Here is a 23,419-nt window from a genome sequence, read left to right as displayed (position 1 = left end):
GCCGATGCCGGATCGAGCGATCGCACCCGCACACATGCTGCAGGGCTCACAGCTCGTGAACATCGTGAACGCCGCGGCATCCTCGCGCGCGTGATGGCGAGCCCGGGCGGGCCGAAACAGCGCCTAGGTCCGCGGGGCTCTCCCGCACGCGCACTTCAGTAGTAGCCTGCCACCGGTGCGACGGCCTCATCGCGCAGGTGCGGACCGTCCGCAGTCCAGGGAAAGAGGGGTGATGGAGCGTCCGCGGGCTTGATCTCTCCGAGTTGTTCTCCGGAGAGTGCGTATACGACGCGGCCGATGCCGGATCGAGCGATCGCACCCGCACACATGCTGCAGGGCTCACAGCTCGTGAACATCGTGAACGCCGCGGCATCCTCGCGCGCGTGATTCTCCCCGACCCAACGGGCGATCTTCAGTTCCGGATGCGCAGTGATGTCGCCCTCGGTGAGCGTGCTGTTCACCTCTTCGCACAGCATGTTCAGGTCGCCGTCCACGACCAACGACCCGAACGGCGGGTTTCCCGACTCTCGTGCGATAGCAGCCAACGCAATCGCCCTCCGCAGCAGTTCTGCTTCCTTCGGGTTCAGGCTCATACGAACATCGCTCCTTCTGCGATAACGACTCCGCGCCCGCTCAGACGAACGCCTTCTGCGACATCCAGGTTCAGGATGCTCGAGCGCCCCAGACGAGTGCCTTGCTCGATGCGAACAGATCCGGCAGAACGGACGGCGCCGTCACGTGCCATCATCGCCGCGAGAGGACCCGCCGCGGTGCCTGTCGCCGGATCCTCGACGATGCCCACAGTCGGGTTGAAGAAGCGCGCATAGGCATCACTTCCCTCTGCCTCGGGCGTGAGGGCGTAGACGTAGCAGCCTTCCGCCCCCAGCTCGGAAAGGAAGGGACGTAGTCTGTCGGAATTCGGGTCCACCCGATCGACGATCTCGGCGTCGGTGAGCGGGACGAGAAGGTGCGGCACGCCGGTCGAGGCAACAGTGATCACCGAGCCGATGCGGCAGAACGGCACGCGAAGGATCTCTGCGAGCACGGCATTCGTGGCGGCGGTGCGCACGAAGACAGGGTCAGACTGCAGCATTGATACGCTCGCGCTCCCCGGCGCTCGGGTGGTGACGCGGACGTCGAGGAGTTCATCGCCGATCTGCTGCACGAAATGGTCGCGGTTCGGATCGAGTTGCCCGGACGCCGCGAGCGAGATCCACGCGCCCATCGCATTGTGTCCGGCACCGCTCACTTCGACTCCGGAGGGAGTAAAGGACCGAAGCTTCCAATCGGCGTCAAAGTCTGCACGCATGACGAAGGTGGTTTCGGATTGATTGAACTCTCGGGCGATGAGCTGCATTGACTCGACGGAAAGGCCATCCGCGTCGGCAACGACAGGAAGGGGATTGCCCGCCAACGGCGAGTCTGTGAACACGTCTACCCACGAGAACGGGAGACGCCGGCGCTGATCAAGGGTCATACCTTCAGCCTAGGAACGTCCGAACGCGCACTGAAGCGCTATTTTGCACACCTGATCCTCCTGCGCCGCAAATATTGCGGTACATTGCGATCATGCCGCTGCTGACTGAGTTGGATGCAACCGACCGCCTCATCCTGGCTGAGCTGGCTCGCAACGCACGCCTCTCGTTGACCGATCTTGCTGCTCGCGTGCATCTAGGAGTGTCCGCGGTGCGGATGCGACTTCGCAGGCTCGAAACGGAAGATGTGATCGCCGGCTACCGGACGGAGATCGCACCATCAGTGCTGGGATTCGCACTGCACGCAGTCGTGCGCATGAAGATCCATGGCGCCCTGTTCGACCAGGTCGATGCAGTCATCGCGACCGAGCCCCAGATCACTCGATGCCTGCGCATCACCGGCGAGTCCTGCTACCACCTCGAAGTACTCGCCCGCGACATGCAAGATCTGCAACGCATCACCACGCGACTGGCATCAGTCGGATCCATTACGACCGACCTCGTATACGAAGTCGTGGCCGCACGCCCGACGCCTGTCTCCGAGCATCCGACAGCCCCCGCCGACCACGGCTCGGAACCAGGCCGCGTCCAGCTCAGCTGATACGGCTTCCCTGAACTCGCCCCGCGCGAAGCTCGACCACCATCCGATGAAAGCAGGCGCCGGGCCGCCCGCAAGCGTGGGCAAAGAGCTCGAGATCTGAACCCATCTGGCCAACTGCGATCCGCTCAGAGAACCGCTCCTTCGACGCCGAGCGCGACCGCCAGACCATTGAGTCTGAGAGCCGTACCGGTTCGCAAGTGCGGCAGATCCGCGCCGTCGCCGCTCTGAACGAGGAATGCGACCTGCTCACGCCACACGACGTCGCTCCCGGCGGGGATGCCGTCGGTGAACATCACCGTGACGAGAGAGACCCATCGGACAACGTCATCGACGATCGCTTCGTAAGAGAAGACGATTCGCTGGTCCGGCACGATGTCCAGATAGCGCGACCGATTGCGGATCCGCTCCGATGCTCCGTCGGGCATGACGAACGTGCTTCTCGCGTCCTCTCCCCCTCCGACGCGGAAATCGTGCTCGTACGAGGCGCCGCGACCGGGCAGGCGGATCCAGCGTCGGCGGATGTCATCGTCGGAGAACGCGGAAAATGCCACCGCCCGGGGTGCGGTGAGACGCCTGCTGACAGTGAAGTCTCCGTGTGTGACCGTCGCAGACCTGTCGCGATCCAACGACGTTGTAGCCGATTCTGCGCGTGTTGTTGCCATTGTCCTAGGCTGCCCTTCACTACGTTCCGGATGGTTACTATCGGTGGAAACAGTCTTCGGCGGGCTGAGCTTCCGCGAAATCGTATGCACTTTGAAGTCAGAATCAACAGGGAGGACGACCCATGAACTCCGGGCTATCAGCCGAGCTAGGCAACCGCGGAATCGCACCGGACTGCATCGAGACGATCGTTGTGGTGCGCGACCTTCTTGCCCGGATCGGTGACCGATGGACATTGCTCATCGTGTCGACACTTTCCACGGGCCCGGTGCGGTTCACGACACTTCATCAGCGGGTCGCCGGAGTATCGCATCGGATGCTCGTCCAGACTCTCCGATCGCTGACACGGGACGGATTGATCAAACGAGTCGCCTCCCCCATCGGCCCCCGCCGCGTGGAGTATGAACTGACCGACCTCGGGAAGTCACTGGCCCGCGCGGTTGATCAGCTGGTCGACTGGGTCCGAGAGAGCGAGAGCGAGATCGCACGAAATCGCGATGCCTTCGACTCGCTCACTGAAAAGGACTGGCGACGACGCTCCACTCAGTGACTGCTCGATGTAGCAAGTCGGAACCCGACGCCGATCGCACGCAGGTCTGCCTCGTACGCCCCGTGACGACGGGCGCAGCGAGCGAGGTCGCGATCGTGGCGGAACGCGCCACCACGGGTGATGTGCGGGTCAAAGGCCCAGGTTTCGACACGGGACACGCCGTCGGGCGCGCCAGGGTACGGCGCGTACAGTGTCGAGGTCCATTCGTCGACGTTTCCTGCCATGTCGAGTACCCCGAATGCGCTTGCCCCCTCAGGGAACGAGCCCACTGGTGTCGTTTCTCCGAGCCCGAGATCCACGAGATTAGCCAGCCCCGGGTGATACGTGTCACCCCAAGGGAACTCTCGATCGTCATCTCCTCGCGCGGCGCGTTCCCATTCGTCTTCGGTCGGAAGTCTGACCTCGACGCCGACCATCGAGCTCAGCCAGGCGCAGTAATCCGACGCCTCCGCCCAGGTGATTCCGAAGACCGGATGGTTCGCGGGCCCTCCCGGTGCGGGGCGAGCTGTGCTCTCAGCAAAGCGGGTCCACTGCTCAACGGTGACCGGGGTGCGTGCGATCCGGAACGCCGGCACGTGGATCGCACTTCGCGGTGCTTCTTTCGCGAACCAGTCTTCAGGTACGCCGGTATCGGCATAACGGGCATGCACAGTTGGCAACGCCTCGGTCGGGGTGCCACGGAGCAGCGTGCCTGCGGGGATGTCGACCCAGTCGATCCGAACCATGTGCCCACTCCTTCTCTCCTTTTGGGCAGCACTCAAGTTCTCGCACAAATTCCCGGCACGGGCTCCGGCCCGTCGAGTACTGGTTACGCCGTGGCTGCAACAACGAGCTCAATCAGCGCGTTGAGATCTCCGTCGTCCATCGGCTCCCCTGTCATCCCCAGACGATGAAGCAGGGTGCCCGTGACGAGGTCAATGAGGAACAGCACCCGCTGTTCGGACTCACCCAGAGTTTCTTGGAGAGCAAGCTTGTAAGGCTCCTGCAGCTTCGTTGCCAGGATCGTCCGGAGAGCGGGATCACGGATGGCATCGCTGAAGACACCCGCGAACGCCGCCCCGACGCCGGGCTGCTCGATTCTTGACGCGATCCAGCGGATCGAGCTTTCGACGATGAGGCGGCGGTCGCCCAACACCACGGGCACGGAGCCGAATGCATCAAGGAGGACGTCGACGATCAGCTCACCCTTGGTGGGCCATCGCCGGTAAATCGTCGTCTTGGCGATCCCCGTCCCGGACGCGACACGTTCACACGTCGCCTTGGCGTACCCCACCTCATCGACAAGCCTGAGCGTCTCAGCGAACACTTGGTCCGCAAGCTCACGGCGCGGCCGGCCGATCGCAGGGCGTGGAGAATCGCTCACGCTCTCAGGCTATAGTGACCGTTACGCTACCTCAAGTAGCGTAAGGCGACGGAGGCAAGGATGAGCGAGCGAGCACCACTCGGCACCCGGCTGCTGCGTGAGCTGGACTGGGACGCGATGTCAGCAGATGACGTCATCATGGCCCGGACGAAAGTCAATCGGGTGCGGTCGTCCCGCCTGGCACGTATCGCGACGGGCTTTCCGCATCGCTGCGTGCGTATCGAGGCGGCCACGCTGGACCTTCCCGGGCGCACCCTCGCCGTACGCGTCCATAGACCCACCGGCTCTGAAGCACGGCGTCCGCTCGTTCTGTCGTTCCACGGCGGTGGATTCCTGATGGGAACCGCCGCTCAGAACGACTGGGTCAACAGCCGGATCGCGGCCGAATGCCGCGCGCTGGTCATAGCCGTGAATTACCGGCTCGCGCCCGAGCATCCGATCACGGATGCGTTCGAGGACGGATGGGACAGCCTCAAGCACGTGCTCGCTGAACATCACGCCTGGGGTGTCGACCCAAGCCGGGTCGCAGTCTTCGGGGAGAGCGCGGGCGCAACGATTGCCGCATTGTTGACGCAGCGATCCCGCACACATGGGCCGGGCTTGGTAGCGCAGGTGCTGACCAGCCCCGCCGTGGACTGGACCGAAGCGCTTGGCGAGTATCCGTCAGTCTCGGCCAACGCCGTGCACCCGGGGTTCTCGCTGGCCGAGCTCCACGCATCACGGAGGTTCGGGCTCCCCGAGGGTTCCGACGCACGGGAGATATCCCCTATCCGTGCTGACGATCTGTCGGGCTTGCCGCCAGCGCTCGTGATCACCGGCACTCTCGACGGCGCCGAGGACCACGCGCGAAGCTACGTTGACAGACTGATCGAGGCCGACGTTCCTGCGCAGATGAGCAGTTATCCGCGAGCGGTTCACGCCTTCCTCAGTATGCCCGGCCTCGTCCCTGCAGCACGGCCGGCGAGCCGTGAGATCACCGGCTTCCTGCAACGGCAGCTTCTCCCCCAGCCATCCTCACCTGATCCGAGCTGACGGTGGCGCGGCCCGAGCCAGCCGTGAGGTCGGTGTACGTCTTCTTCGTCCTCACAGGCTTCTTGTCAGTCCCCTTCCTCGCCTTGGGCGCTCTGATCGAGCAGCCGCTCATTGCTGGGCTCCCGTTCAGCGCTTTGCAGTTCCTTGCTCCGCTTGCGGCTGCGGTCATCCTCGTGTCGCGCCGCGAAGGGACGCACGGCATGTTGCGCATCGCACTCGAGGCGATCGACGTCCGCCAGGCCGGTCGGCCGCGGATACTCCTTCCGGTCTTGCTGATCATGCCGCTGATCTACTCGGCGTCGTACGTCCTGATGATCATCGGTGGACAACAGCTTCCGCAGTGGCGAGTCGCTGGCGGACAGCTGCTGCTGCTGGCGGTGTTGTTCTTCTTCAGCGCGGCGTGCGAAGAGATCGGATGGACGGGCTACGCGCTCAGTCCGCTGCTCTCGCGATACGGCGCCGTCATGGCAGCATTGGTCATCGGCGTGGCCTGGGCACTCTTCCACGTCACAGCGGATCTGCAAGGCGGGCACTCCCCCGAGTGGATCCTGTGGCATCGTGTGTCTACGGTCGCACTGCGCGTCATCATCGTCGTTGCCTACATAGGTGCGCAGAGCTCGCTGTTCGCGGCCATCACCGTTCACACCATGGACAATGTCAGTTGGGCGTCATTCCCGAACGGCGGGTCGCACTATGACCCTTCGGTCACGGCCCCTGTCGCGCTGGCTGCAGCTGCACTGGCGCTTCTGGGTTTACGCAAATGGAGGCGCGAAACCCTCCGGCCACATCATCCACTGCAGTAGTCATTCTCTGCCCGATCTAACAGCCGGTCGACGCCGAATCTCAAACATCACATCTAAGGACCACAGACACCGATGAGTCATTCGCCGCAGAACCCTGCCGCCGACACCACCATGAGCGCGCTCGTCCAACACTCGCTCGATGGGCCGAGAGACCTGCGCCTGGAGCAGATCCCCGTACCGTCGCCGCAGTCCGGCGAGTACCTGGTTCGGGTCGGAGCTGCAGGCGTCAATTTCGCCGACGTCATGCAGACGTACGGCACTTACGTGGGAGGCCCGACGCCGCCCTACACCGCGGGGTTCGAGGCAGCGGGCGAGATCGTCGGTGTCGGCGCCGGGGTCACGAGCCCGTTGCCCATGGGGACGCACGTCGTGGGGACGGGACCCGGCGCCTTCGGGCAGTTCATGACGATGCCCTCCGACGAGGTCATTCCGGTTCCATCGGGATGGAGCGACGCCGAAGCGTTGGGGATGATCCTCAACTGGGCGACCGCTCTGGGCGCGTTGCGAACAGTTGGCCGCGTCCAGAAGGGCGAGACTGTTCTCATCCTCGCTGCCGCGGGAGGCGTGGGCCGCGCGGCCATTCGACTTGCTCGCCACTACGGCGCCACGGTCGTTGCCGCCGCCTCGGCGAGCAAGCACGCCGAACTTGCCGCCGCGGGAGCGGACATCATTATCGACAGCCGCCGGCCTGATCTCGCTGCGGAAGTGATGCAGCGCACCGGCGGTGTCGACCTGGTTCTGGAATCTGTCGGCGGGGCGACGTTCTCCGCGAGCATGAGCGTCGCGAAGCCATTCAGCGGGCGGGTCGTCGTCTTCGGATACTCATCGGGAGACACCTCGCTGACGACGCGGCAGCTCGTGTTCGAACACCATGCGCAGGTGATGGGCTTGCATATCGGCGCTCTCGCGCGACACGCCCCTCAGGATTACGCCCGCCTGATCGCTGAGCTTGAAACACTCATCGTCGATGACGTGTACGTGCCGGGCAACCCCGTGCTGCATCCGCTTGCAGACGGCGCCGTGGTGCTCGAACAGGTCGGGTCGGGAATGACCACGGGCAAGCACGGGCTCGACCCATGGCGCTGACCGCCCATCGCCATGCAGCGAGCTGCTGGCCACCGAGAGTCGTCTGATGAACGCCTTCAGCACCCCGCGTCGCGCCTAGCGCCCTTCAGCACCACCGCGAACGCGTCAGGCGAGTCGAGTGCCCGAGCAATGACCAGCCCACCCTGGATCCCGGCAACCACGCGAACGGCGCGATCGTGAGGCTCACTCAATCCCGCATCACGAAGCGCGTAGGTGAGCGCTTCGACCCAATCGCTGAAGTAGCGCCTGATCGTCAGGGCGAAGCGGTCGCGCTCTCGTCCTAACGCGAACATGCCTTGCAGACATACCCGCCGACCTGATCGGAAGTACGAATCGACCCCGTCGAACATCGTCTCGACGCCGCTTGCGCCCGCGAGCAGAGGCGTGAAGATGCGCTCGTAGAACCAGCGATCGACGTCGTCGAGCACCGCTTCCGCCATCATCTCCTTGCCTCCCGGAAAGAAGTTGTACAGGCTCCCGCGCCCGAGCCCTGTGGCGGACTCGAGGACAGCCATGCTCGCGCCTTCGTATCCGTGATCACGGAAAGCTTCCGCGAGCAACGGAATGATGCTCTCGCGTGATGCCGCGGACTTGCGCACTGCGTCAGAGCCCCAGGCCGGTCAGCCCCGGGTGATCGTCGGGGCGCGGACCGAGTGGCCAATGGAATAGCCGCTCCGATTCGAGGATCGGAACGTCGTTGATCGACGCCAACCGACGACGCATCAACCCGTTCTCGTCGAACTCCCAGTTCTCGTTTCCGAACGATCGGAACCACTGCCCGTCGTCATCGCGTGACTCGTACACGAACCGCACAGCGATTCGGTTGCCTCCGTACGCCCAGACATCCTTGATGAGCCGATATTCGAGTTCCCGCCTCCATTTCTCCGTCAGGAAGGCGACGATCTCGTCACGGCCGGTGACGAACCTGTCTCGGTTGCGCCAGGCGCTGTCCTCCGTGTACGCGAGCGACACTCGTTCGGGGTCGCGCGTGTTCCATGCGTCCTCAGCTGCACGCGCCTTCATCGCGGCGCTTTCCGATGTGAAGGGTGGCAGAGGTGGGCGTTGATTCATCAGGGGCTCCTTTAGGATCTCGGCACGTTTGACCGATCGGTAAAGCCAGGATGATGTACCGATCGGTAAAACGCAAGTCCGGCGGGGGCGATTCAGTCGGAAGGGCGGTCGCGGTTCTGTTCGGTCCAGCGGGTGAGTTCCGCGGTGAGCGCCTCCGGTGCGTCCAGGTGGATCAGATGGCCGGCGGACGGAATGATGCTGATCGACGAGCCTGGAATTGCTTTCTGGAGCCTCACGGCACGGTCGGCCGGAATCCACGTATCCTCGGCGCCCCAGATGATGTGAACTGGTTCACCCACCTCCCCGAATTTCGGTTCGATCTCGTCGGTGAAGGCTTCGTCCGCCTGCGCGATCTGACGATAGAACGCCGCCTGCCCCTCAGCGTCCACCCACGGATGTGTGAGCATCGTCAGGGCTTCAGCGGAGATGCCGCGGTAGCTGGCGCTGCGGACGTATGCCTCGACTGCTCCGCGGTGGACTGCAGGAGGTAGCTGCTCGAAGACACTGGTATGTTCCCGCACGAGCCGGAAGAACGGCGAACCCCACGGCGACAGCGCGACCACATCGACTAAGCACAGGGATGCGAAGCGAGCGCCGTGCAGCAATCGGGCGCGAAGCGCGACGGCGCCACCGTAATCGTGTGCGAAGACGTGCGGTTCCTCGATGCCCCATGCCGTGAGCAGATGCGCGAAGAGCTCACCTTGCGCACCTAGGTCTACGCGATGTTCCGGGCGCTTCGAAGACGCACCATAGCCGGGCATGTCCCAGAGGTACACCGTGAATCGGCCGGACAGCGCGACGGCGATCGGGTACCAAAGCTCCGAGGACCAGGGCGTCCCGTGTAGGAACACCAGCGGCGGCCCCTCACCAAAGCGTTCCCATGCGACGCTCCGCCCACGCCAGTCGAGCGCTCGCCCGAGGTGAGTAGTCATTTCACAATCGTTGCAGAGATCGCGCATGAGAGGTCTGCCCTCCTTTCCTGCCGCAGAGAGGCGGCAACAGTTCGCGTCGCGGGCGCCAGGTTCGGGACGCGACCCGCCTGGGCGACAGCGCCCATGCCCTCGCTCTGACCCTCTCGGCGGTCGTGCTCCGCCCCATGAACAAGCTGGCAGCTCAACTTGGTGCCTCCTTGCGCACGAAGAAGCTCGCAGGAATCGCCAAAATACTGACGGATGCTCCGACGATGAACGCTGCCTGCACGCCTGCCGCCGTCCCATCGACAACGCTTGCGCCAGAGGCGACCTGACCGCCTGCAGTAGCCGAGAGCAACGCCACGAACAGGGCTGTGCCCGCGCCGCCGGCGACCTGCTGCACTGTGTTCAGGATCGCGCTCCCGTGCGAGTACAGAGAGGAGGGGAGCGACCCCAGCGAGGCCGAGAACAAGGGTGTGAAGGTCATCGCTAGGCCGATGCTGAGGACGATGTGCAGAAGAGGGACTGCGACAGTGGGGGTATCCGGAGTCAACACTGCGGCCATCGTCCACAGAGCGCCGCAGACAAGCATTGACCCGAAGAGCAGAAGACTTGTTGGTCCGACCCGATCGTAGATCCGCCCCACCATGGGCGAGAGGACGCCCATCACCAGACCTCCGGGCAACAGCAGAACGCCGGTGAGGAGCGTGCCGAGACCGAGCACGGACTGCATATAAATCGGAAGCACGATCAGGCTTCCGAACAGGCCGATGCCGGATATGACGAACATCAGGATCGAGACGGTGAAGGTTCGACTGCGGAAGGCGCGAAGGTCCAGGAGCGGAGCCGACACACGAGCCAGCCTTATCTGGCGCAGAGTGAAGATCGTCAGCGAAACGATGCTGATAGCGATCGCCGTCATCGATCCCAACTGACGTGAGGGGTCTGACGCACCCAAACCGGAAATTCCGTACAGCAACCCGCCAAAGCCGAACACAGACAGAACGACGGACGGTATGTCGAGCGGCACCTTGCGCGGTTGCGTGACGTTCTCGAGCTTCACGGCGCCGACGATCAATATGGCGGCGGCGATGGGGAGAACGAGGATGAACATGAAGCGCCAACTCAACGCGCTGAGGATGATGCCGGAGATTGTCGGGCCGATCGCCGGCGCGACCGATATGACGACTGCAATGCTGCCCATCGTTCGACCTCGCGATGCCGGCGAAACGAGGAACATCGCCGTGGTCATGAGAAGCGGAAGCATCGTGGCGGTTCCGCCTGCTTGCAGAACTCTGGCGCCGAGGAGCACCCAGAACCCCGGGGCGATGGCGGCAAGCAAGGTGCCCGCGCTGAACAGGCTCATCGCAAGCAAGAACACGGAACGAGTACGGAACCGCTCCAGCAGGTATCCAGTGATCGGGATGGTGATCGCCATCGTGAGCATGAAACCGGTTGTGAGCCACTGAGCCGTCGCCGCGGTGATGTCCAGCTCGATCATCAGCGTCGGCATGGCCACGCTCATCACCGTCTCATTGAGAATGACAACGAACGAGGCGAGAAGAAGCACACCGATCACCAAACGGTTTCGGGCGACCTGTGCGCGTGATGGTGGCGACTCAGTATGAGAGGTCGCGGGGACTTTCGGGATCGTTTCTTCGTCGGTCATGATCTGTCCTTGTTCGAGTTCGTGAAATCTGAGCGGCCGGTTCGCATCGCGCGCGACAGCCGCGGGGCGACGGCGACAACCGGGAGTTTCGGCGCGAGCGGTGATCGACGCCGGGCACCAGATGTCGCCGCCGTCGCGGTGTCAGTGCCGACGAAGCGGCTCGAGAGCTTCGCTCCAGGAGACCACTTCCCCGATCACCTGCGTGAGAACGGCTTGGTGGCGTGCACTTGGCGTGAACGTGCTGAATGCCTCGAAGTCCGTCGCGAGCGAAAGGCTCAATTGAGACTTCACGGTGGCAACGTCGAGGCCGGACATGATCAAGCGCAGGTGCTCTGCGGCACGAGCACCGCTTACCTGGCTGCCGTACGACACGATGCCAGCCGCCTTGTTTCGCCACTCCGCGTAGAGATAGTCGATGGCGTTCTTGAGCGCAGCCGGAACTGACCGGTTGTACTCGGGAGTGACGAACACGAAACCGTCCAGCTCTGAAACGACGGAGGCCCATCGACGCGTGTGCGCGTGCTCGTACTTGCCCAGTAGCGGCGACGCAGGTTCGTTGAACACCGGCAGATCATGATCTGCCAGGTCAACGACCGTGAACTCGGCGTCTTCGCGATCGCGAGCCACACGTGCGACCCAATCTGCGATCTGAGGCCCCACCCGGGCGGGCTTGGTCGTGCCGAGGATGATACCGATGCGGGTCATGCTTATCCCATCTTGCGATCAATAGTTACGGATCGTATGAACTGGGCCGCGGCACCTTTTACTCCCGCAAAGGCTTACGCACTTTGACGTCAGCTACGCACCTCAAAGGCGGAATCTCCTGCTGCGCGGAAACCGCTTCAGCGGGTTGAACGTGACGTTCTGCGTCGGGGCGCATCGCGTGGCCTATCCACCAGAGGGATCCCACCAAAGGAGCCTCATCTCCAGGTAAGTGCGTCCAGTGCCCGTCGCCAGAGCTCCCGGTCTGGACAGTGCATGGCCCCGAGGGCGCAGCAACTGCATACGATGAGAACGCGACTCGCAGACACTCCCTAGTCAACCTGGCGATTGACGCCTGCACGAGAGCGAACGAAGGACATGATGAACGCTGCGCCGGAGACCACGCTGACAGCTCGCACGGTCACGACAGAGTGTGTCGAGACCATCGAGCTCGTGCGAGACATCCTTGCGCGAGTCGGAGACAAATGGACCGTGCTGATCATCACCTCGCTCGCTGATGGGCCGACTCGCTTTACGACGCTGCACGAGCAGGTCGCAGGGATCTCCCAACGCATGCTCAGCCACACCCTGCGCGCTCTCGTCAGAGACGGGCTGATCACTCGAACCGCGTACGCGGAGGTTCCGCCCAGAGTCGAATACAACTTGACGCCTCTCGGGCAATCCCTCGCCGACGCCGTCAGCCATCTCGTCGGTTGGGTGCAAGCGAACCAGACAGAGATCCTCGACAACCGCATGCTCACCACGGCGCCTGCGCAGTAGAACGAGAGACTGCTCGGCAGCGGCTGAGTTGGCCCCGGCGTGCGTTCGCTGATGCCACCAAAGCAGCGCAACGGCCTCTGCTGCGGAATAGCCTCCGAAACCAGGCGGTTGGAGATGGCATGAGCATTGTCGCTTCGTCCTCGCACGCGCCGGAGCTAGTCGCTGGCGGGTGCGCATGGCCGGGAGCCTCAGGTGTGGATCTCAATACGGTGCTGAGCGCGGTGAAAGTATCCGTCGTGGCCCAACGGAGCGTCCGAACTGCGATCGACGAACCGCTCCACATCGATGACGCGCACCTGACACTCGCCTACGTCGCAACCGGCGAGTTGCGGGCAATCGCCCGAGATGGTGGCAGTTGCGCTCTGCCCCATGGTGGTGTGGCGCTTCTCCGACCGAGATCGGGACGCCGATTGTGCGCAAGCACAGGCTCGCACATCGCCGTGACCGAGTTGCGCCTGATCGGCGAAGGACTGCATCTTGTGGATCTCCTGCCCGAGATGGCCTGGGTCTGCGGTTTCGACGCCCTCGAGCCGGTAGCCGCGGAACTCATGAAACACCTCGATCGTGCGGCCGCGACGAGCGATTCGTCGCGCAATGGCGATCTCGCCATCCAACAGATGCTCGCCACCGCACTCCTTCAGTCGACTATCCGCGCGTGGGCGCTAGCCTGTGCCCCGGCTGGCTGGCCGGCGCGCAGCGATGATCCGTTCCTGGCCCAGGCAATCGAAGCGATCCACGCAGAACCGGAGCGCGCGTGGACGGTGGATCAGCTGGCGGCCATCAGCGCGATGTCGCGATCCCTCTTCGCGGAGCGCTTCCGCGCGTCCGTCAACTGCTCCCCCGCCGGGTACGTGGCGCTGGTGCGGATGCGTGCGGCGCGCGACATGCTCTCGCGAGGCGAGCGAGTGATCGCGGTAGCGCACGCGCTCGGCTACGCCTCGGAAGAGGGGTTCAGGAGAGCATTCCGGCGACATCACGGTCTGACCCCGTCCGTGTGGCGAACGGATCACGCGCAGGAGACTGTCACCTCCCGGTGAGAAGAACCGCCGCCGCCGACACCGTGCGCTCGAAGGACTCTGAGTCGAATGGTGAGTCCACAACCCGAGATCGACGATTGAGACACTTCGCCACAGCGCTCCTCAGAATCGTGAAGGCGGCAGCTCCGATGGCGATGAGCAGTCCGCGCCTGCGAATCTGGTCGCGTTCGGTGACGCTGTGTCGAGTAGCTTCAGTCATACCACCAGCGTCGCGGGCACCCAGCGCTGGCATCCGACCGACTGTCCGGAGCCACCCCACCAACCGTCCAGGACCGAAGACTGGCCGCGTCCCGCGATACTTCTTCGGCCCATTCATCAGCCGTCGCGGCGCGGATCACGGCCGCGCCTCAGCTCGGACGTCTTCTTCTGTCACGGAAGATACGGAAGTTCGGTCCAATCCCGATTCTGATGCGTTCGTCGGGGCCCCTCGGCGCAAGTACGGACTCGAGAGTGCAGGCAGGATGGCGGCGATGGCAAGGATCGCCAGGATGACACCGAGCACGATCGGAGCACGCAGGCCGAAAGCCGGAATGAGCGCCGAACCCGCGGCTGAGCCGATGATGATCCCGAGGGTGATGAACGATCCGTGGATCGTGTTCACAAGAGGCGCGGTGCTCCCACTGCGCTGAATGCGCACCGCCATCGCGGGGTTCATGGTGACGCCGACCAGGCCGATGCCGAGCATGAAAACCAGCGCCAATGGAGGCAGATCTGTGAAGAGCGCGAAACCAGCCAGGAAGAGCGCGTTCAAACCGGCACCGACCAGCAACGTCGAGATCGTGTGCCTGTCCGCCAGTCGCCCCACGACGCAATTGCCCAACAGGGTCGCAGCGCCGTAGGCGAGCAGAAGGATGGGCACGATGCCGTCCGGGAACCCGGTGATTTCGGTGAGGATCGGAGTGAAGAAGCTGAAAGCGGAGAACGTCGCGCCGATGATGAGAGTGCTCGAGGCGAGGGCGAGTATGAACTGCGGCCTCCGGAGCACCGTCAGCCCCGAACCCGAGGGAGGAAGAGAACCGGTGCCCTCGTCGGACTGGGAGGCGGGGTTGCGCACCACGGCGAGTGTCAGAGCGGCAGCGAGCAGTGTAATGGCGGAGATCGTCCAGAACGCGGCCTGCCAGCCGAGGTTACTACCAACGAACGTTGCGAAAGGCAGGCCGAGCAGAGTCCCGAGCATCAACCCGTTCATGACCACAGCGACCGCGCGTCCACGCACCCGCTCGTCCACCATTTGGACGCTCATCGACACCGCGATGCCGAAGTACGCCTGCGAGGCGGCCCCGCTGATGATCCGCGCAACGACCATCATCGGATATCCGGTCGCGAGTGCCGCGATGACGTTGCCGACGAGGAAGATCACGAAGACGACCATGAGCGCGGTCTTCGGCGGCACCTTGAGCAGCGCATAGGTGAGCGGTGGGCCTCCCACAGCCATGGCGACGGCGAAGATCGTCACAAGGTAGCCGATCTCCGAGATACCGACCCCGAGGCCTTGCGCTAGCTGAGGCATGAGGCCCGCGACTGTGAACTCACTCGTCACCATCGCGAACACCCCGGCAGCGAGGACGTACACCGCCGATGGAACGGTCGCCGCCTTCTTAGTCGAAGCTATTGCTGTACTCACGGAGCAACCTTTCTGTACTTGATAATCCAAAAAGCGCACATGACGAAGCGCCACCGAGCAGTGGCGCCGTCAACTCAGGACCGCGCTCATTCCGACCAGGGCGATCCGGTGGAGCATGTCCGCGTCGACACCGGTCTGCGCAGTCACACGCAGACCAGATATCACGGTGCTGACGAGCACGGCCCCTTCATCAGGGTCAATGCCTTCAATGATCGACCCGTCGATCTGTCCGGCGCGGATCGCACCGGACAGGAGCGAGAGCCTCGCGCGCAGGTCGCGCTCGAGTATCCGGGCCACGCGATCGTCCCTCTCTCGGAGGTCGGGACTCATGAAGCTCTGCACGACCATGCAGCCAGCCGCGTGACCTCTTTTCGAAGCCTGAAGCTCCTCGTCCACGACGACGTCGATCAACCCGCGCAGCCGCTCCGCACCTCGGAGCGCATCGTCAGCGAGGATCGACTCCTGACGTGATCCCGTCGTCGCGACATAGCGCTCCAGCGCCCGCACGAAGAGTTCGTCCTTGGAGGTGAACGCGTTATACAGACTGCTACGTCCCATGCCTGCCGCTTCGCAGAGCTGGTCGGTCGAAGTCTCGGCAAAGCCGTGCTCGCGGAACTCACGCGCCGCTGCGTCAAGCACTGCAGTCTCGTCGAACATGCGGGGTCGAGGCATGAAGGAACTCTACATCATTTTGGACTTTGTAATCTATAACCTCAGCTCCTATCCGCGCCCCCACGCGCCGTCACCGACCTACTGCTCCGCAACGGCAGAGTCGTGCAGCGAGAACGGGATTCCATACCCGCCGGCTTCCTCGGATCGCGAGGGCTACCGAACGTCGCTGAGCGGGCGTAGCGAACACTGAAGGCGCCGAGCCGTGTCTGCAGATGCCCACCAGCCGCGACAAACACATAGAAGTATTGCGTGGTCAGCCGCTGCACGGCCCTCGCATCTCCAGTGGCGCTTCGCCCCTGCCGCAGAAGCACGCTCTGCCCACTCCTCACCGAGCATCTCTCCGACCCACGCCGCGGCTTCCGCCAGATTCACGAGATGTCGGGACCGCAGCCGTCGATGGCGTGCCGCAACAGGGAACGGGTGATGGCTGCATGATCTTGTCGTCTTCTTTCGTCAGTGAGTGTTGGGTTGATTCGTTCTGGCTGCTGATGCGCACCACGACAATGGCGATCAGCGCGACAACGCCGAGTGTCGCCGCGAACGCGAACACGGCGTTGCCGAGTCCGATCGCATCCGCGAGGTAGCCGGTGGCCACGGGCAGCACCCCGGCGGGGATGTAACCGGAGATGTTGAGTGCAGCGTTGGACTCGGCGCGCCGGTTCGGAGATATTCGCGTGGCAATGAGTGTGAGGCCGGCCAGCTGCCCCAGGCCTTGCGCGGTGCCCGCGAACAGTGCAGCGGCCAGGAAGATCGGCCACCACGGCGTCAGCGTGACGGCGAGGGCCAGCATGCCCATCGAGGCCATGGCAGCGATGGAACTCAGCGCGAGATGCGAGCGCGTGGTGAGACCGCCTGCGGCGAACTGGATCCCGGTCGCGAGCAGGAACATGGCGCAGGCGACGGCCCCGGCGATCAAGGGGTCCGGCACGCCAATAGGTCCCGCCAGCACCGACGGCCCCAGCGAGAGCACGAAGGAGGTCGCTGTGATGCCCGGACCAAAGGTCGCCGCACCACATAGGAGCTCACGCCGGCGATCACGTGGAGGCATCGGCCAGCGAAGGAGCCGTTCATACGCGCGTCCGATATGCACTGTCCGCGCCAGTGGCAGGCGTGTGCTGACTGCCAGAGCTGCGACGCCCAGCGCTGTGACGATCGCGAACGTCCACAACTGCGGTGTGGCGGTGGTCTTTGCGGTGATTCCCGAGAGCATCGGACCAAGCCCAGCGCCGAGCACCATGGAGGCGGACGCGATAAGCCCTCCGGCGCGCTTGCGGGAGGCAGGGGCGACGTCGACCACTGCGGCCATCCCTGCCGTCACCGCTCCACCGACAGCCACGCCGGCGAGCAGGCGCGCGACCAGGAGCCACAGCACGCCTTGGGCTAGCAGGAATAGTGCACCCGACAGGATCGCGGCGAGCATCGCGGGCACCAGGACCACGCGACGTCCGTACCGGTCCGCGAGCCGCCCTGCAACGACCAGCGTGCCCACCAGCCCGATCATGTAGCAGGCGAAGATGATCGTGAGCATCCCCGAGGTGAAGCCCCACTCCCACTGCCACTCGACGTACAGCGGCGTCGGTGCGTTTGACAGCACGAATACCGACACGACCGTCAGAGACGCCACTGCAGACCATCTGAGGTCCCGTTGTTTGACCGCTCGCTTCATCTGCACCGCCTAGTTCGAAATTTCTCGTAGTTGCGCGAATCGAATCGAACCTACCATCAGTACGAAGAATCTCGTACATCGACTAGACTCCGGATATGCACTCACTTGCGCAGACCTACACGCGGAGCGAGACCCCGAGCGAACTCCCCGAACGGCTGCCCGAACCGGCAGTCGAGGACATCCGCCTGGAGCGCGTGATGGGGGTACTGGCCGAGCCTCTGCGGCTGACGATCGTGCAACGACTCCTCTTGTCCTCCGAGGATTTCGACCAGACCTGCGGGTGGTTCGGGTTCGACCGGCCGAAGTCGACGCTCACCCACCACTTCAAGGCGCTGCGCGAAGCAGGCGTGATCACCCAGCGCCAGTACGGGCTTGAGCGACGCAGTCGCGTCCGCCTCGAGGACCTGAGTACGCGCTTCCCCGGGCTCGTCGAGCTGGTGCTCAACTGGTCCACGGATGCGAACTGATGGTGACTGGGCGTTCGTCGAGGCCTATGTCGAAGCAATGTGGCCCCGAGAGTGCCAGCTCCCCTGGGTGCTCAGCCGGTAGACCGTTCCGGCAGACTCGCGACTAGCGTGCCGAGTTCGCCGTCCTGCAGGCCGGCAACGCTCTGCAGCTGGCGACCACCCGGATGACCGACGCTCAGCTCGATGGCAGCGTCGCGCTGCTAGACCAGATGATCGACGCGTCCGACGCCGATGACACCGCGACCCTGGCCACCGTGTCTCGTGAGTTTGTGATCTACGTCATCGGTCGCGCTGGCAACGCCGACCTGCAGATTCGGGAGACAACCGTCGTCAACCATGCAGCGGGATTGCGGACGTCGCGCCGGCGCGCGGCCGGCAGCCGGTACCAGCGCTCGAACGCATCCTGCACCACGTCTTCTGCTTCGATCAGCGAACCGACCATCCGAAACGCCACCCGCATCAAGTGCGGACGGTGCCCTCTACTTCAGCCGCGGTCGTTCCTGTCACCGCTTCCTTGTTACATGCGGCACGGGCGCTCGGGTGGAGATGGCCAGGTGGCACGGATGAGGCGTGGGCGGAGCGCATCGGTGGCTCGACCGAGATTCCGACCGATGCCGAGACCTGGATGATGGCACTGCCCCTGGTCGGCGGATCCGGCGTGGTGGCGGCATCCACCTCCCGCACGCTCCGCCCGGGCGCCTCCGCCGCCTGCTGCGGCTCGCCGCGTGGGCAGGATCGGCCATCCTGATCGTCCGCGCGCTCATCTTCCTCCCGCAGGACGCTTCCACGGCCCGCAGCATTTTCAACAAGCTCGACCTGATCGTGTACGCGCCCCTGTCGGCGACCTTGGGCGTGTGCATCGTGACAAGTCTGCGACGCTCCGCACACCCAGCCACGAACAAGGAGGACCGAGGTAGCGCTACCCCTTTCGCGCCGCGGAGGCGCAGGTCGGTGGCACGATCGAACGGGAACTTCGGCATCGGCGCGCGATGGATGAGTCATCGTCAACGTAGAGGAACACGTCACCGATGCGAAGCGTTGCCGCGGCGCCGACGGCGACTTCAACCGTTTCCATTCCGCCAAGACCCCAAATCCATCTCGATACAGCTTGAGGGCAAGTCTCACGGTGCGCGTGAGCCTGAGTCGCAAGATGCCCTACGACATGATTGCGTCGCGGACGAGTGGCAGCTCGATAACACCCTCGCCGGCGAGGAAATGTCCTGCGCCGGGAAGGACCTGTGCGACGGTCCCGAGCTGTTCAGCGAGGCGGTCAGTGTGCGCGGGCGGAACGATCGAGTCGTTGTCGGAGCGGACGATCACGAGCCGGTCGATGTGGTCGCGGAGCCCTGTCAAGTCGCAGCCGTCGCCGATGAAGCTGTCCAGTTCGGGCAGGACGGGGAGCGGGTCGACGAACCCCGAGACAAGTGCCAGCGTGCCCAGCCGCCACGAGCCGCGGAGGGAGCGTAGATAGCGCAGCACCGATAGGCAGCCGAGGCTGTGTGCGATCACGATCGTGTGCTTGTCCGGGTCGCCGACGACGGCTCGTACGTCGTCCTCCCACTGATCGGGGTCTGGCTCGCGGGGGTATGGGAGGGCCGGGATCGTGGCGCTGATGTTCTCGGCTTCGAGTTGCTCGGCGAGCCAACTGAACCAGTGATCGGCGGGGGTGGCACCGTAGCCGTGGAAGATCACGGCGCGCGGATTCGTTGTAGCGGGAGCCTGAGATCGTGCAGAAGTCATAGCTCAGGACGCTAAGGGGTCACGTTAGCGTGAGGGTCAAATCAAATAGGAGGAATGAACGGTGCAGATCGGCGAACTCGCAAGGTTGACGGGCGTGAGCGCGAGAGCGCTCCGCCACTATGAAGACCAAGGCGTTCTGGTCCCCGTGCGAACCAAAGGTGGCTACCGCGACTACACCGAGGAGGATGTCACCAGGGTCGCGCAGATCAAAGCGATGATCGCCGCAGGCCTCAACGTCGCCACGATTCAGCGCTACCTCGACTGCGCTAGCGGCGGCAATCACGGCGTGTCGCTGGAGATCTGCCCGAACCTGCGTGCCGAATTGACCTCGATCGCCGAGCACATCGTCGCGAAACAAGCCGACCTCCGTGAGCGACAGCTGCGGTTGCATGAGCTCGCATCAATCGGTTGATATGGGGCCTGCTCACAAAACATGTCGACGCGGAGCGAAACGCCCGTCTACGCCTCGTCGGTAGCACCCGGCCCTCTCTAGCCGGGACGCCACTGCTCGTTGTATGGCTGGCGCTTCCAGGGCACGAACGATGCCGGCGAGTCGAAGGTCCCCGGATCCCTCATTCCCCGTCGACCCGTCTGAGAACGTGATCGTGCGCCGGAACGGACAGTACTGGGCACGCCGCCGCCGCGGTGGATGGCGTGTAGTGACGCCCATGTCTGAATCAGAGATCCACTCTCGCGACAATCGCGCGATCACGGTCATCGTGGGCGGCGCGGGCGGAATGCTAATCGGCTGGCTGTTCTCGATCCTCTTCTCACAGTGGCCCTGGAGCCCATTTGTGGGCCTGCTCGTCGGTCTCGTGGGTGCGGTTGTGCTTGTTGTAGGAATCGCACTCCTCGTTCGACAGCGGCGATTTGAGGCCTTCGTGGATCCCGCCGTCGGCGACCTCTTCGGGTTGGCGCAGCACCTTGATGGGCTCCCGAAGCTCATCGATCTGGACGCCGCGGGCTCTCAGGGAGCTCGGTAGGAGACCGTGGACCTCGAGATCACCAGCACGCCGCGTGAGACGCACGTGTGGGCGGCGACGGCGCAGCAGGCTGACCAGCTGCGCCGCGAGCTGACGGACTCAGGATTCCTCGTCCGCGACGCAGACCCGTGGGAGCTGAACCAGCAGAGCCTCATCCCCGAGGGTGAGCACCTCGAGTTCGATCCCGCGCGCATCATCGACGTCTCAATCGGCGCTGACGCGAACGCGACTCTCCACGCCCTGGTCGACTCAGGGCATACGCTCATCTGGCACCGCTGGCAGACAAGGCTCGCACGGAAGATCTGGGGCGTCGCGGTGGCGATACCACCCCGAGGCGGGCGACGCCCAACCATCGAAAGCGCCGAGCACTTCGGCCTCAAGGTCCGCGGCAGCCGTGACCTCGGGCTGAGGATGACCCGCGAAACCTACGCCCGGATCAACAAGCGCTCGTCATCACCTCGCTGGCGCCGCGACGACAACCCTGAGCTCTGGGACGCGCTCGACGACATCTACGAGGACCCCGAGCACAGGATCCTCACCGATGACTGGTGCGCGGCGCATCAACAACAAGCGCTGGCAAACGTCGACCTCAACATGGCGCACTTCGCCTCCCTCGACCAGCGCGAGTTCGAACAGGCACTCCAGTACGCCGTCTCCGGCCGGCAGAAACTCACGGAGGTCACCGACCTCACCCAGTGGGATGGCGTGCCCGGGCTCTACATCATGGTGCTCGACGAGTACCACCAGGCCTACGTTGGCGCGACCAACCACCCCGGCGGCATCATGGCGCGGATCAAGCAGCACTGGACAGGGACGAAGGCGTTCGATCGATTGATCTGGGGCGACCCCGCCACGTCGATCATCTCGATCGACAGCTTCCGGGCGCTGGACACCACCCGCATCTTCGCCGTCAAGACCTCGCGATCCTTCGACAGTGAGAACCCTCTGCTGGACAGGTTCCCCCCGAAGTTCATGCTCAACCGCATCATGGGCGGCCGCGATGCTGCGAAGCTCGCCGGCCTCGTCGGCGTCGACAAGATCATGAAGCGGCGGGAGTAGCCCGCGTCAATTCAAGACGTGGACCACGATAGGCGCGCTGTCCCCGCACTCCGGGATGGTAAACCACCGGGCAGAGAGGTAATCGCCGGCGCCGGTGTATCTCCACTCGGCGACGGCTGCGAGCTCTTCTTCGGATGCGGGCGCTGACGTGATCTGGAACGTCACGAAGTCGCCCGGATAGAGCTCGTCGACAGGCTCGTCGAAGTACCCGCCGACGGGCAGCGCATTCACGCCTGCGGAATCCACGCCCCAGGCGCCGGGATTTCCGATGACTTGGACCACGGTGTCCGAGTTGTTGCGGACGACTCCCGCCGTCCACGCCGTGCCGTCGAGCTGCATCTTGTTGTACGTCATCACCACTTCGCCGGCCGGGCACACCGGCGCCACGAACTCAGGCGCGGGCAACTTCTCAACTGGGGCTGTTGGTGCCGCGGGGTCGACCGTTGGCACGGGCGCCGGAGTCGGTCGTGTCGGGAGTGTCGTCGGTCCGTTGCCCGCCATCGGCGATGCCGGTCGTGGAGTAGCCACCAGGCCGGCGGAGTACGACGCCGGATCGTCGTCGCCGAACAGCGCTGATCGAACGTCCTCGCTGAACAGCAGCGCGCCAACGACTGTGATCAGCGCGATGATGAGCGCGCCACCGAGGACCCACGTTCGACGGCGCCGCCAGAACACGCGTCGGGCAGAGTCAACGCCCGGTGCCTCGGTCCCCATGGATCGAAGCTTAGCCATGCGGACGGGGAGGATTCTCCCTGCCGCTCATCCCGAGGATTAAAGAGCCCTCGCCTGCCCGGTGGCAAGCGAGGGCTGCTCTCAGAGCGCCGAGCGACTACTCCTGGCTGAGGCGCACCGTCATGGTCGTGCCCATCGCGGTGACCTCGTAGCTGAGCTCGCCGTTCTCGAAGGTGAACGTCTTCGTCGGGTCGCTGGAGGCGAGCAACGCGTTCGCGGTCTTGGTCGTGTCATTGGCCGAGTCGAATGAGAACGACTCTCCCTCGGCCGGGACCTCGACGGTTCCCGCCCAGTACAGCGACTTCGTGTCGCCGGCGTCGGCGACCCAGTAGACCTCGATGGTGTTGCCCGTGATCGTGGCTGCCTGCCAGGTGTTCTCTGGGTCGTTGGAGTTGTTCTGCTTCCACTCCCCCTCGAGGCTCACCGGCTCAGGCTCGGGTGCCGGCTCTTCTTCCTGCGTCTGTTCCGCCTCTTCAGAGTTGCTCGACTCGTTGGACGACGAGCTGGAAGGCTCGGGCGACGAGCATCCGACGGCGCTGAGGCCGAGGAGAGCGAGCAGCGCGATGGTCGCGCCGACCTTGGGTGTGATGTTCTTCACGTGACTGTGTGCCTCTCAAGCAGGAGTGATTCTCTGCTGAGAATATCGGCCCACACAGACACCAGCGGACCCTGTCGTTTTCCCTCGGCCCAGGGGGCCAGCCCGCCCCCGGATAGCCGGAGACGGGCCTGGCGATCC

General features: G+C 64.2%; 28 protein-coding genes and 1 pseudogene. 11 read left to right on the top strand and 18 right to left on the bottom strand.

Annotated features, from left to right (window positions below; all coding sequences use genetic code 11):
• Window positions 1–155: 155 nt before the first annotated feature.
• The gene (locus tag ACFCYE_RS17605; RefSeq protein ID WP_376180820.1) at window positions 156–593 is read right to left on the bottom strand and encodes a nucleoside deaminase; all 438 of its coding nucleotides are present in this window, start codon (window positions 591–593) and stop codon (window positions 156–158) included.
• Entirely contained in the window at window positions 590–1,477 is an 888-nt protein-coding gene (locus ACFCYE_RS17600) for a PhzF family phenazine biosynthesis protein (RefSeq protein WP_376180818.1), read from the bottom strand. Before ACFCYE_RS17600 ends, ACFCYE_RS17605 begins: the two co-directional genes overlap by 4 nt.
• A 92-nt stretch (window positions 1,478–1,569) precedes the next feature.
• Here ACFCYE_RS17600 and ACFCYE_RS17595 point away from each other — a divergent pair, with 92 nt between their 5' ends.
• A complete protein-coding gene (locus tag ACFCYE_RS17595) occupies window positions 1,570–2,076 on the top strand; it encodes an Lrp/AsnC family transcriptional regulator (RefSeq protein WP_376180816.1) in 507 nt (168 codons plus the stop codon).
• A 125-nt stretch (window positions 2,077–2,201) separates the two neighbouring features.
• Here the strand turns inward: ACFCYE_RS17595 and ACFCYE_RS17590 are convergent, their stop codons facing one another.
• On the bottom strand, window positions 2,202–2,738 hold the full coding sequence (locus ACFCYE_RS17590; protein WP_376180814.1) for an SRPBCC domain-containing protein: 537 nt from the start codon (window positions 2,736–2,738) through the stop codon (window positions 2,202–2,204).
• 122 nt (window positions 2,739–2,860) lie between these two features.
• On the opposite strand from ACFCYE_RS17590, the gene ACFCYE_RS17585 reads away from it, so the two are divergent.
• On the top strand, window positions 2,861–3,286 hold the full coding sequence (locus ACFCYE_RS17585) for a winged helix-turn-helix transcriptional regulator (protein ID WP_376180812.1): 426 nt from the start codon (window positions 2,861–2,863) through the stop codon (window positions 3,284–3,286).
• On the opposite strand, the gene ACFCYE_RS17580 is transcribed toward ACFCYE_RS17585, so the two are convergent.
• Together ACFCYE_RS17580 and ACFCYE_RS17575 are read right to left on the bottom strand one after the other, a co-directional pair.
• Window positions 3,280–4,011 (bottom strand): formylglycine-generating enzyme family protein, encoded by a 732-nt coding sequence (locus ACFCYE_RS17580; RefSeq protein ID WP_376180810.1) that lies wholly within the window; start codon window positions 4,009–4,011, stop codon window positions 3,280–3,282. The two genes, ACFCYE_RS17585 and ACFCYE_RS17580, sit on opposite strands and share 7 nt — an antisense overlap.
• An 83-nt stretch (window positions 4,012–4,094) precedes the next feature.
• The gene (locus tag ACFCYE_RS17575; RefSeq protein WP_376180808.1) at window positions 4,095–4,649 is read right to left on the bottom strand and encodes a TetR/AcrR family transcriptional regulator; all 555 of its coding nucleotides are present in this window, start codon (window positions 4,647–4,649) and stop codon (window positions 4,095–4,097) included.
• 60 nt (window positions 4,650–4,709) lie between these two features.
• Here ACFCYE_RS17575 and ACFCYE_RS17570 point away from each other — a divergent pair, with 60 nt between their 5' ends.
• From ACFCYE_RS17570 to ACFCYE_RS17560, 3 genes are all read left to right on the top strand, one after another.
• Window positions 4,710–5,681, top strand: a complete 972-nt coding sequence (locus ACFCYE_RS17570) for an alpha/beta hydrolase (RefSeq protein WP_376180807.1) — start codon at window positions 4,710–4,712, stop codon at window positions 5,679–5,681.
• Window positions 5,682–5,713: 32 nt separating this feature from the next.
• A complete protein-coding gene (locus ACFCYE_RS17565; RefSeq protein ID WP_376180805.1) occupies window positions 5,714–6,484 on the top strand; it encodes a CPBP family intramembrane glutamic endopeptidase in 771 nt (256 codons plus the stop codon).
• 72 nt (window positions 6,485–6,556) lie between these two features.
• On the top strand, window positions 6,557–7,570 hold the full coding sequence (locus ACFCYE_RS17560; protein ID WP_376180803.1) for a zinc-binding dehydrogenase: 1,014 nt from the start codon (window positions 6,557–6,559) through the stop codon (window positions 7,568–7,570).
• Window positions 7,571–7,626: 56 nt separating this feature from the next.
• Here the strand turns inward: ACFCYE_RS17560 and ACFCYE_RS17555 are convergent, their stop codons facing one another.
• The 5 genes from ACFCYE_RS17555 to ACFCYE_RS17535 form a co-directional block, all read right to left on the bottom strand.
• Window positions 7,627–8,169 carry a TetR/AcrR family transcriptional regulator gene (locus tag ACFCYE_RS17555; RefSeq protein ID WP_376180801.1) on the bottom strand — a complete coding sequence of 181 codons (543 nt, stop codon included), beginning with the start codon at window positions 8,167–8,169 and terminating at the stop codon, window positions 7,627–7,629.
• A 4-nt stretch (window positions 8,170–8,173) separates the two neighbouring features.
• Window positions 8,174–8,641, bottom strand: a complete 468-nt coding sequence (locus ACFCYE_RS17550; RefSeq protein WP_376180800.1) for a DUF1348 family protein — start codon at window positions 8,639–8,641, stop codon at window positions 8,174–8,176.
• A gap of 92 nt (window positions 8,642–8,733) precedes the next feature.
• Window positions 8,734–9,573: an alpha/beta fold hydrolase gene (locus tag ACFCYE_RS17545; protein WP_376180798.1), complete on the bottom strand. Its 840-nt coding sequence runs from the start codon at window positions 9,571–9,573 to the stop codon at window positions 8,734–8,736.
• A gap of 181 nt (window positions 9,574–9,754) precedes the next feature.
• A complete protein-coding gene (locus ACFCYE_RS17540) occupies window positions 9,755–11,221 on the bottom strand; it encodes a DHA2 family efflux MFS transporter permease subunit (protein ID WP_376180797.1) in 1,467 nt (488 codons plus the stop codon).
• Between the two features lie 141 nt (window positions 11,222–11,362).
• A complete protein-coding gene (locus ACFCYE_RS17535) occupies window positions 11,363–11,926 on the bottom strand; it encodes an NADPH-dependent FMN reductase (protein WP_376180795.1) in 564 nt (187 codons plus the stop codon).
• Between the two features lie 378 nt (window positions 11,927–12,304).
• On the opposite strand from ACFCYE_RS17535, the gene ACFCYE_RS17530 reads away from it, so the two are divergent.
• Complete coding sequence (locus tag ACFCYE_RS17530; protein WP_376180793.1) at window positions 12,305–12,703, top strand: winged helix-turn-helix transcriptional regulator; 399 nt, start codon at window positions 12,305–12,307, stop codon at window positions 12,701–12,703.
• Between the two features lie 440 nt (window positions 12,704–13,143).
• Window positions 13,144–13,740 carry a helix-turn-helix domain-containing protein gene (locus tag ACFCYE_RS17525; RefSeq protein WP_376180792.1) on the top strand — a complete coding sequence of 199 codons (597 nt, stop codon included), beginning with the start codon at window positions 13,144–13,146 and terminating at the stop codon, window positions 13,738–13,740.
• Window positions 13,741–14,074: 334 nt separating this feature from the next.
• Here the strand turns inward: ACFCYE_RS17525 and ACFCYE_RS17520 are convergent, their stop codons facing one another.
• The 3 genes from ACFCYE_RS17520 to ACFCYE_RS17510 all read right to left on the bottom strand — a co-directional run bounded on the left by ACFCYE_RS17520 (window position 14,075) and on the right by ACFCYE_RS17510 (window position 17,702).
• On the bottom strand, window positions 14,075–15,364 hold the full coding sequence (locus tag ACFCYE_RS17520; RefSeq protein ID WP_376180791.1) for an MFS transporter: 1,290 nt from the start codon (window positions 15,362–15,364) through the stop codon (window positions 14,075–14,077).
• Between the two features lie 69 nt (window positions 15,365–15,433).
• Window positions 15,434–16,036: a TetR/AcrR family transcriptional regulator gene (locus ACFCYE_RS17515; RefSeq protein ID WP_376180789.1), complete on the bottom strand. Its 603-nt coding sequence runs from the start codon at window positions 16,034–16,036 to the stop codon at window positions 15,434–15,436.
• Window positions 16,037–16,361: 325 nt separating this feature from the next.
• Entirely contained in the window at window positions 16,362–17,702 is a 1,341-nt protein-coding gene (locus ACFCYE_RS17510; RefSeq protein WP_376180787.1) for an MFS transporter, read from the bottom strand.
• A gap of 95 nt (window positions 17,703–17,797) precedes the next feature.
• Between ACFCYE_RS17510 and ACFCYE_RS17505 the strand changes: the two genes are divergently transcribed.
• Both ACFCYE_RS17505 and ACFCYE_RS17500 read left to right on the top strand, forming a co-directional pair.
• The gene (locus ACFCYE_RS17505) at window positions 17,798–18,169 is read left to right on the top strand and encodes an ArsR/SmtB family transcription factor (protein ID WP_376180785.1); all 372 of its coding nucleotides are present in this window, start codon (window positions 17,798–17,800) and stop codon (window positions 18,167–18,169) included.
• A gap of 125 nt (window positions 18,170–18,294) precedes the next feature.
• A pseudogene (locus ACFCYE_RS17500) lies at window positions 18,295–18,471 on the top strand (FCD domain-containing protein); the annotation flags it as partial.
• Here ACFCYE_RS17500 and ACFCYE_RS17495 read toward each other — a convergent pair.
• Both ACFCYE_RS17495 and ACFCYE_RS17490 read right to left on the bottom strand, forming a co-directional pair.
• Window positions 18,444–18,632 carry a sigma factor gene (locus ACFCYE_RS17495; protein ID WP_376180783.1) on the bottom strand — a complete coding sequence of 63 codons (189 nt, stop codon included), beginning with the start codon at window positions 18,630–18,632 and terminating at the stop codon, window positions 18,444–18,446. The pseudogene ACFCYE_RS17500 and the gene ACFCYE_RS17495 sit on opposite strands and share 28 nt — an antisense overlap.
• Window positions 18,633–19,324: 692 nt before the next feature.
• On the bottom strand, window positions 19,325–19,909 hold the full coding sequence (locus ACFCYE_RS17490; RefSeq protein WP_376180782.1) for an RBBP9/YdeN family alpha/beta hydrolase: 585 nt from the start codon (window positions 19,907–19,909) through the stop codon (window positions 19,325–19,327).
• 61 nt (window positions 19,910–19,970) lie between these two features.
• Here ACFCYE_RS17490 and ACFCYE_RS17485 point away from each other — a divergent pair, with 61 nt between their 5' ends.
• On the top strand, window positions 19,971–20,321 hold the full coding sequence (locus ACFCYE_RS17485) for a MerR family transcriptional regulator (RefSeq protein ID WP_376180780.1): 351 nt from the start codon (window positions 19,971–19,973) through the stop codon (window positions 20,319–20,321).
• Window positions 20,322–20,679: 358 nt separating this feature from the next.
• Here the strand turns inward: ACFCYE_RS17485 and ACFCYE_RS17480 are convergent, their stop codons facing one another.
• A complete protein-coding gene (locus ACFCYE_RS17480; protein ID WP_376180778.1) occupies window positions 20,680–20,832 on the bottom strand; it encodes a hypothetical protein in 153 nt (50 codons plus the stop codon).
• A gap of 66 nt (window positions 20,833–20,898) precedes the next feature.
• Between ACFCYE_RS17480 and ACFCYE_RS17475 the strand changes: the two genes are divergently transcribed.
• Window positions 20,899–21,951, top strand: coding sequence for a hypothetical protein (locus tag ACFCYE_RS17475; RefSeq protein ID WP_376180776.1), 1,053 nt, complete (start codon window positions 20,899–20,901; stop codon window positions 21,949–21,951).
• A 6-nt stretch (window positions 21,952–21,957) separates the two neighbouring features.
• Here ACFCYE_RS17475 and ACFCYE_RS17470 read toward each other — a convergent pair whose 3' ends face one another.
• Window positions 21,958–22,665, bottom strand: coding sequence for a hypothetical protein (locus ACFCYE_RS17470; RefSeq protein WP_376180774.1), 708 nt, complete (start codon window positions 22,663–22,665; stop codon window positions 21,958–21,960).
• A 115-nt stretch (window positions 22,666–22,780) separates the two neighbouring features.
• Entirely contained in the window at window positions 22,781–23,281 is a 501-nt protein-coding gene (locus ACFCYE_RS17465) for a hypothetical protein (protein WP_376180772.1), read from the bottom strand.
• Window positions 23,282–23,419: the final 138 nt, after the last annotated feature.

This window comes from Microbacterium sp. NPDC056234 (assembly GCF_042267585.1).
Taxonomy (GTDB): Bacteria; Actinomycetota; Actinomycetes; order Actinomycetales; family Microbacteriaceae; genus Microbacterium.
The sequence above is the reverse complement of the archived record's forward strand: the minus strand, read 5'-3'. Positions and strand labels throughout refer to the sequence as shown.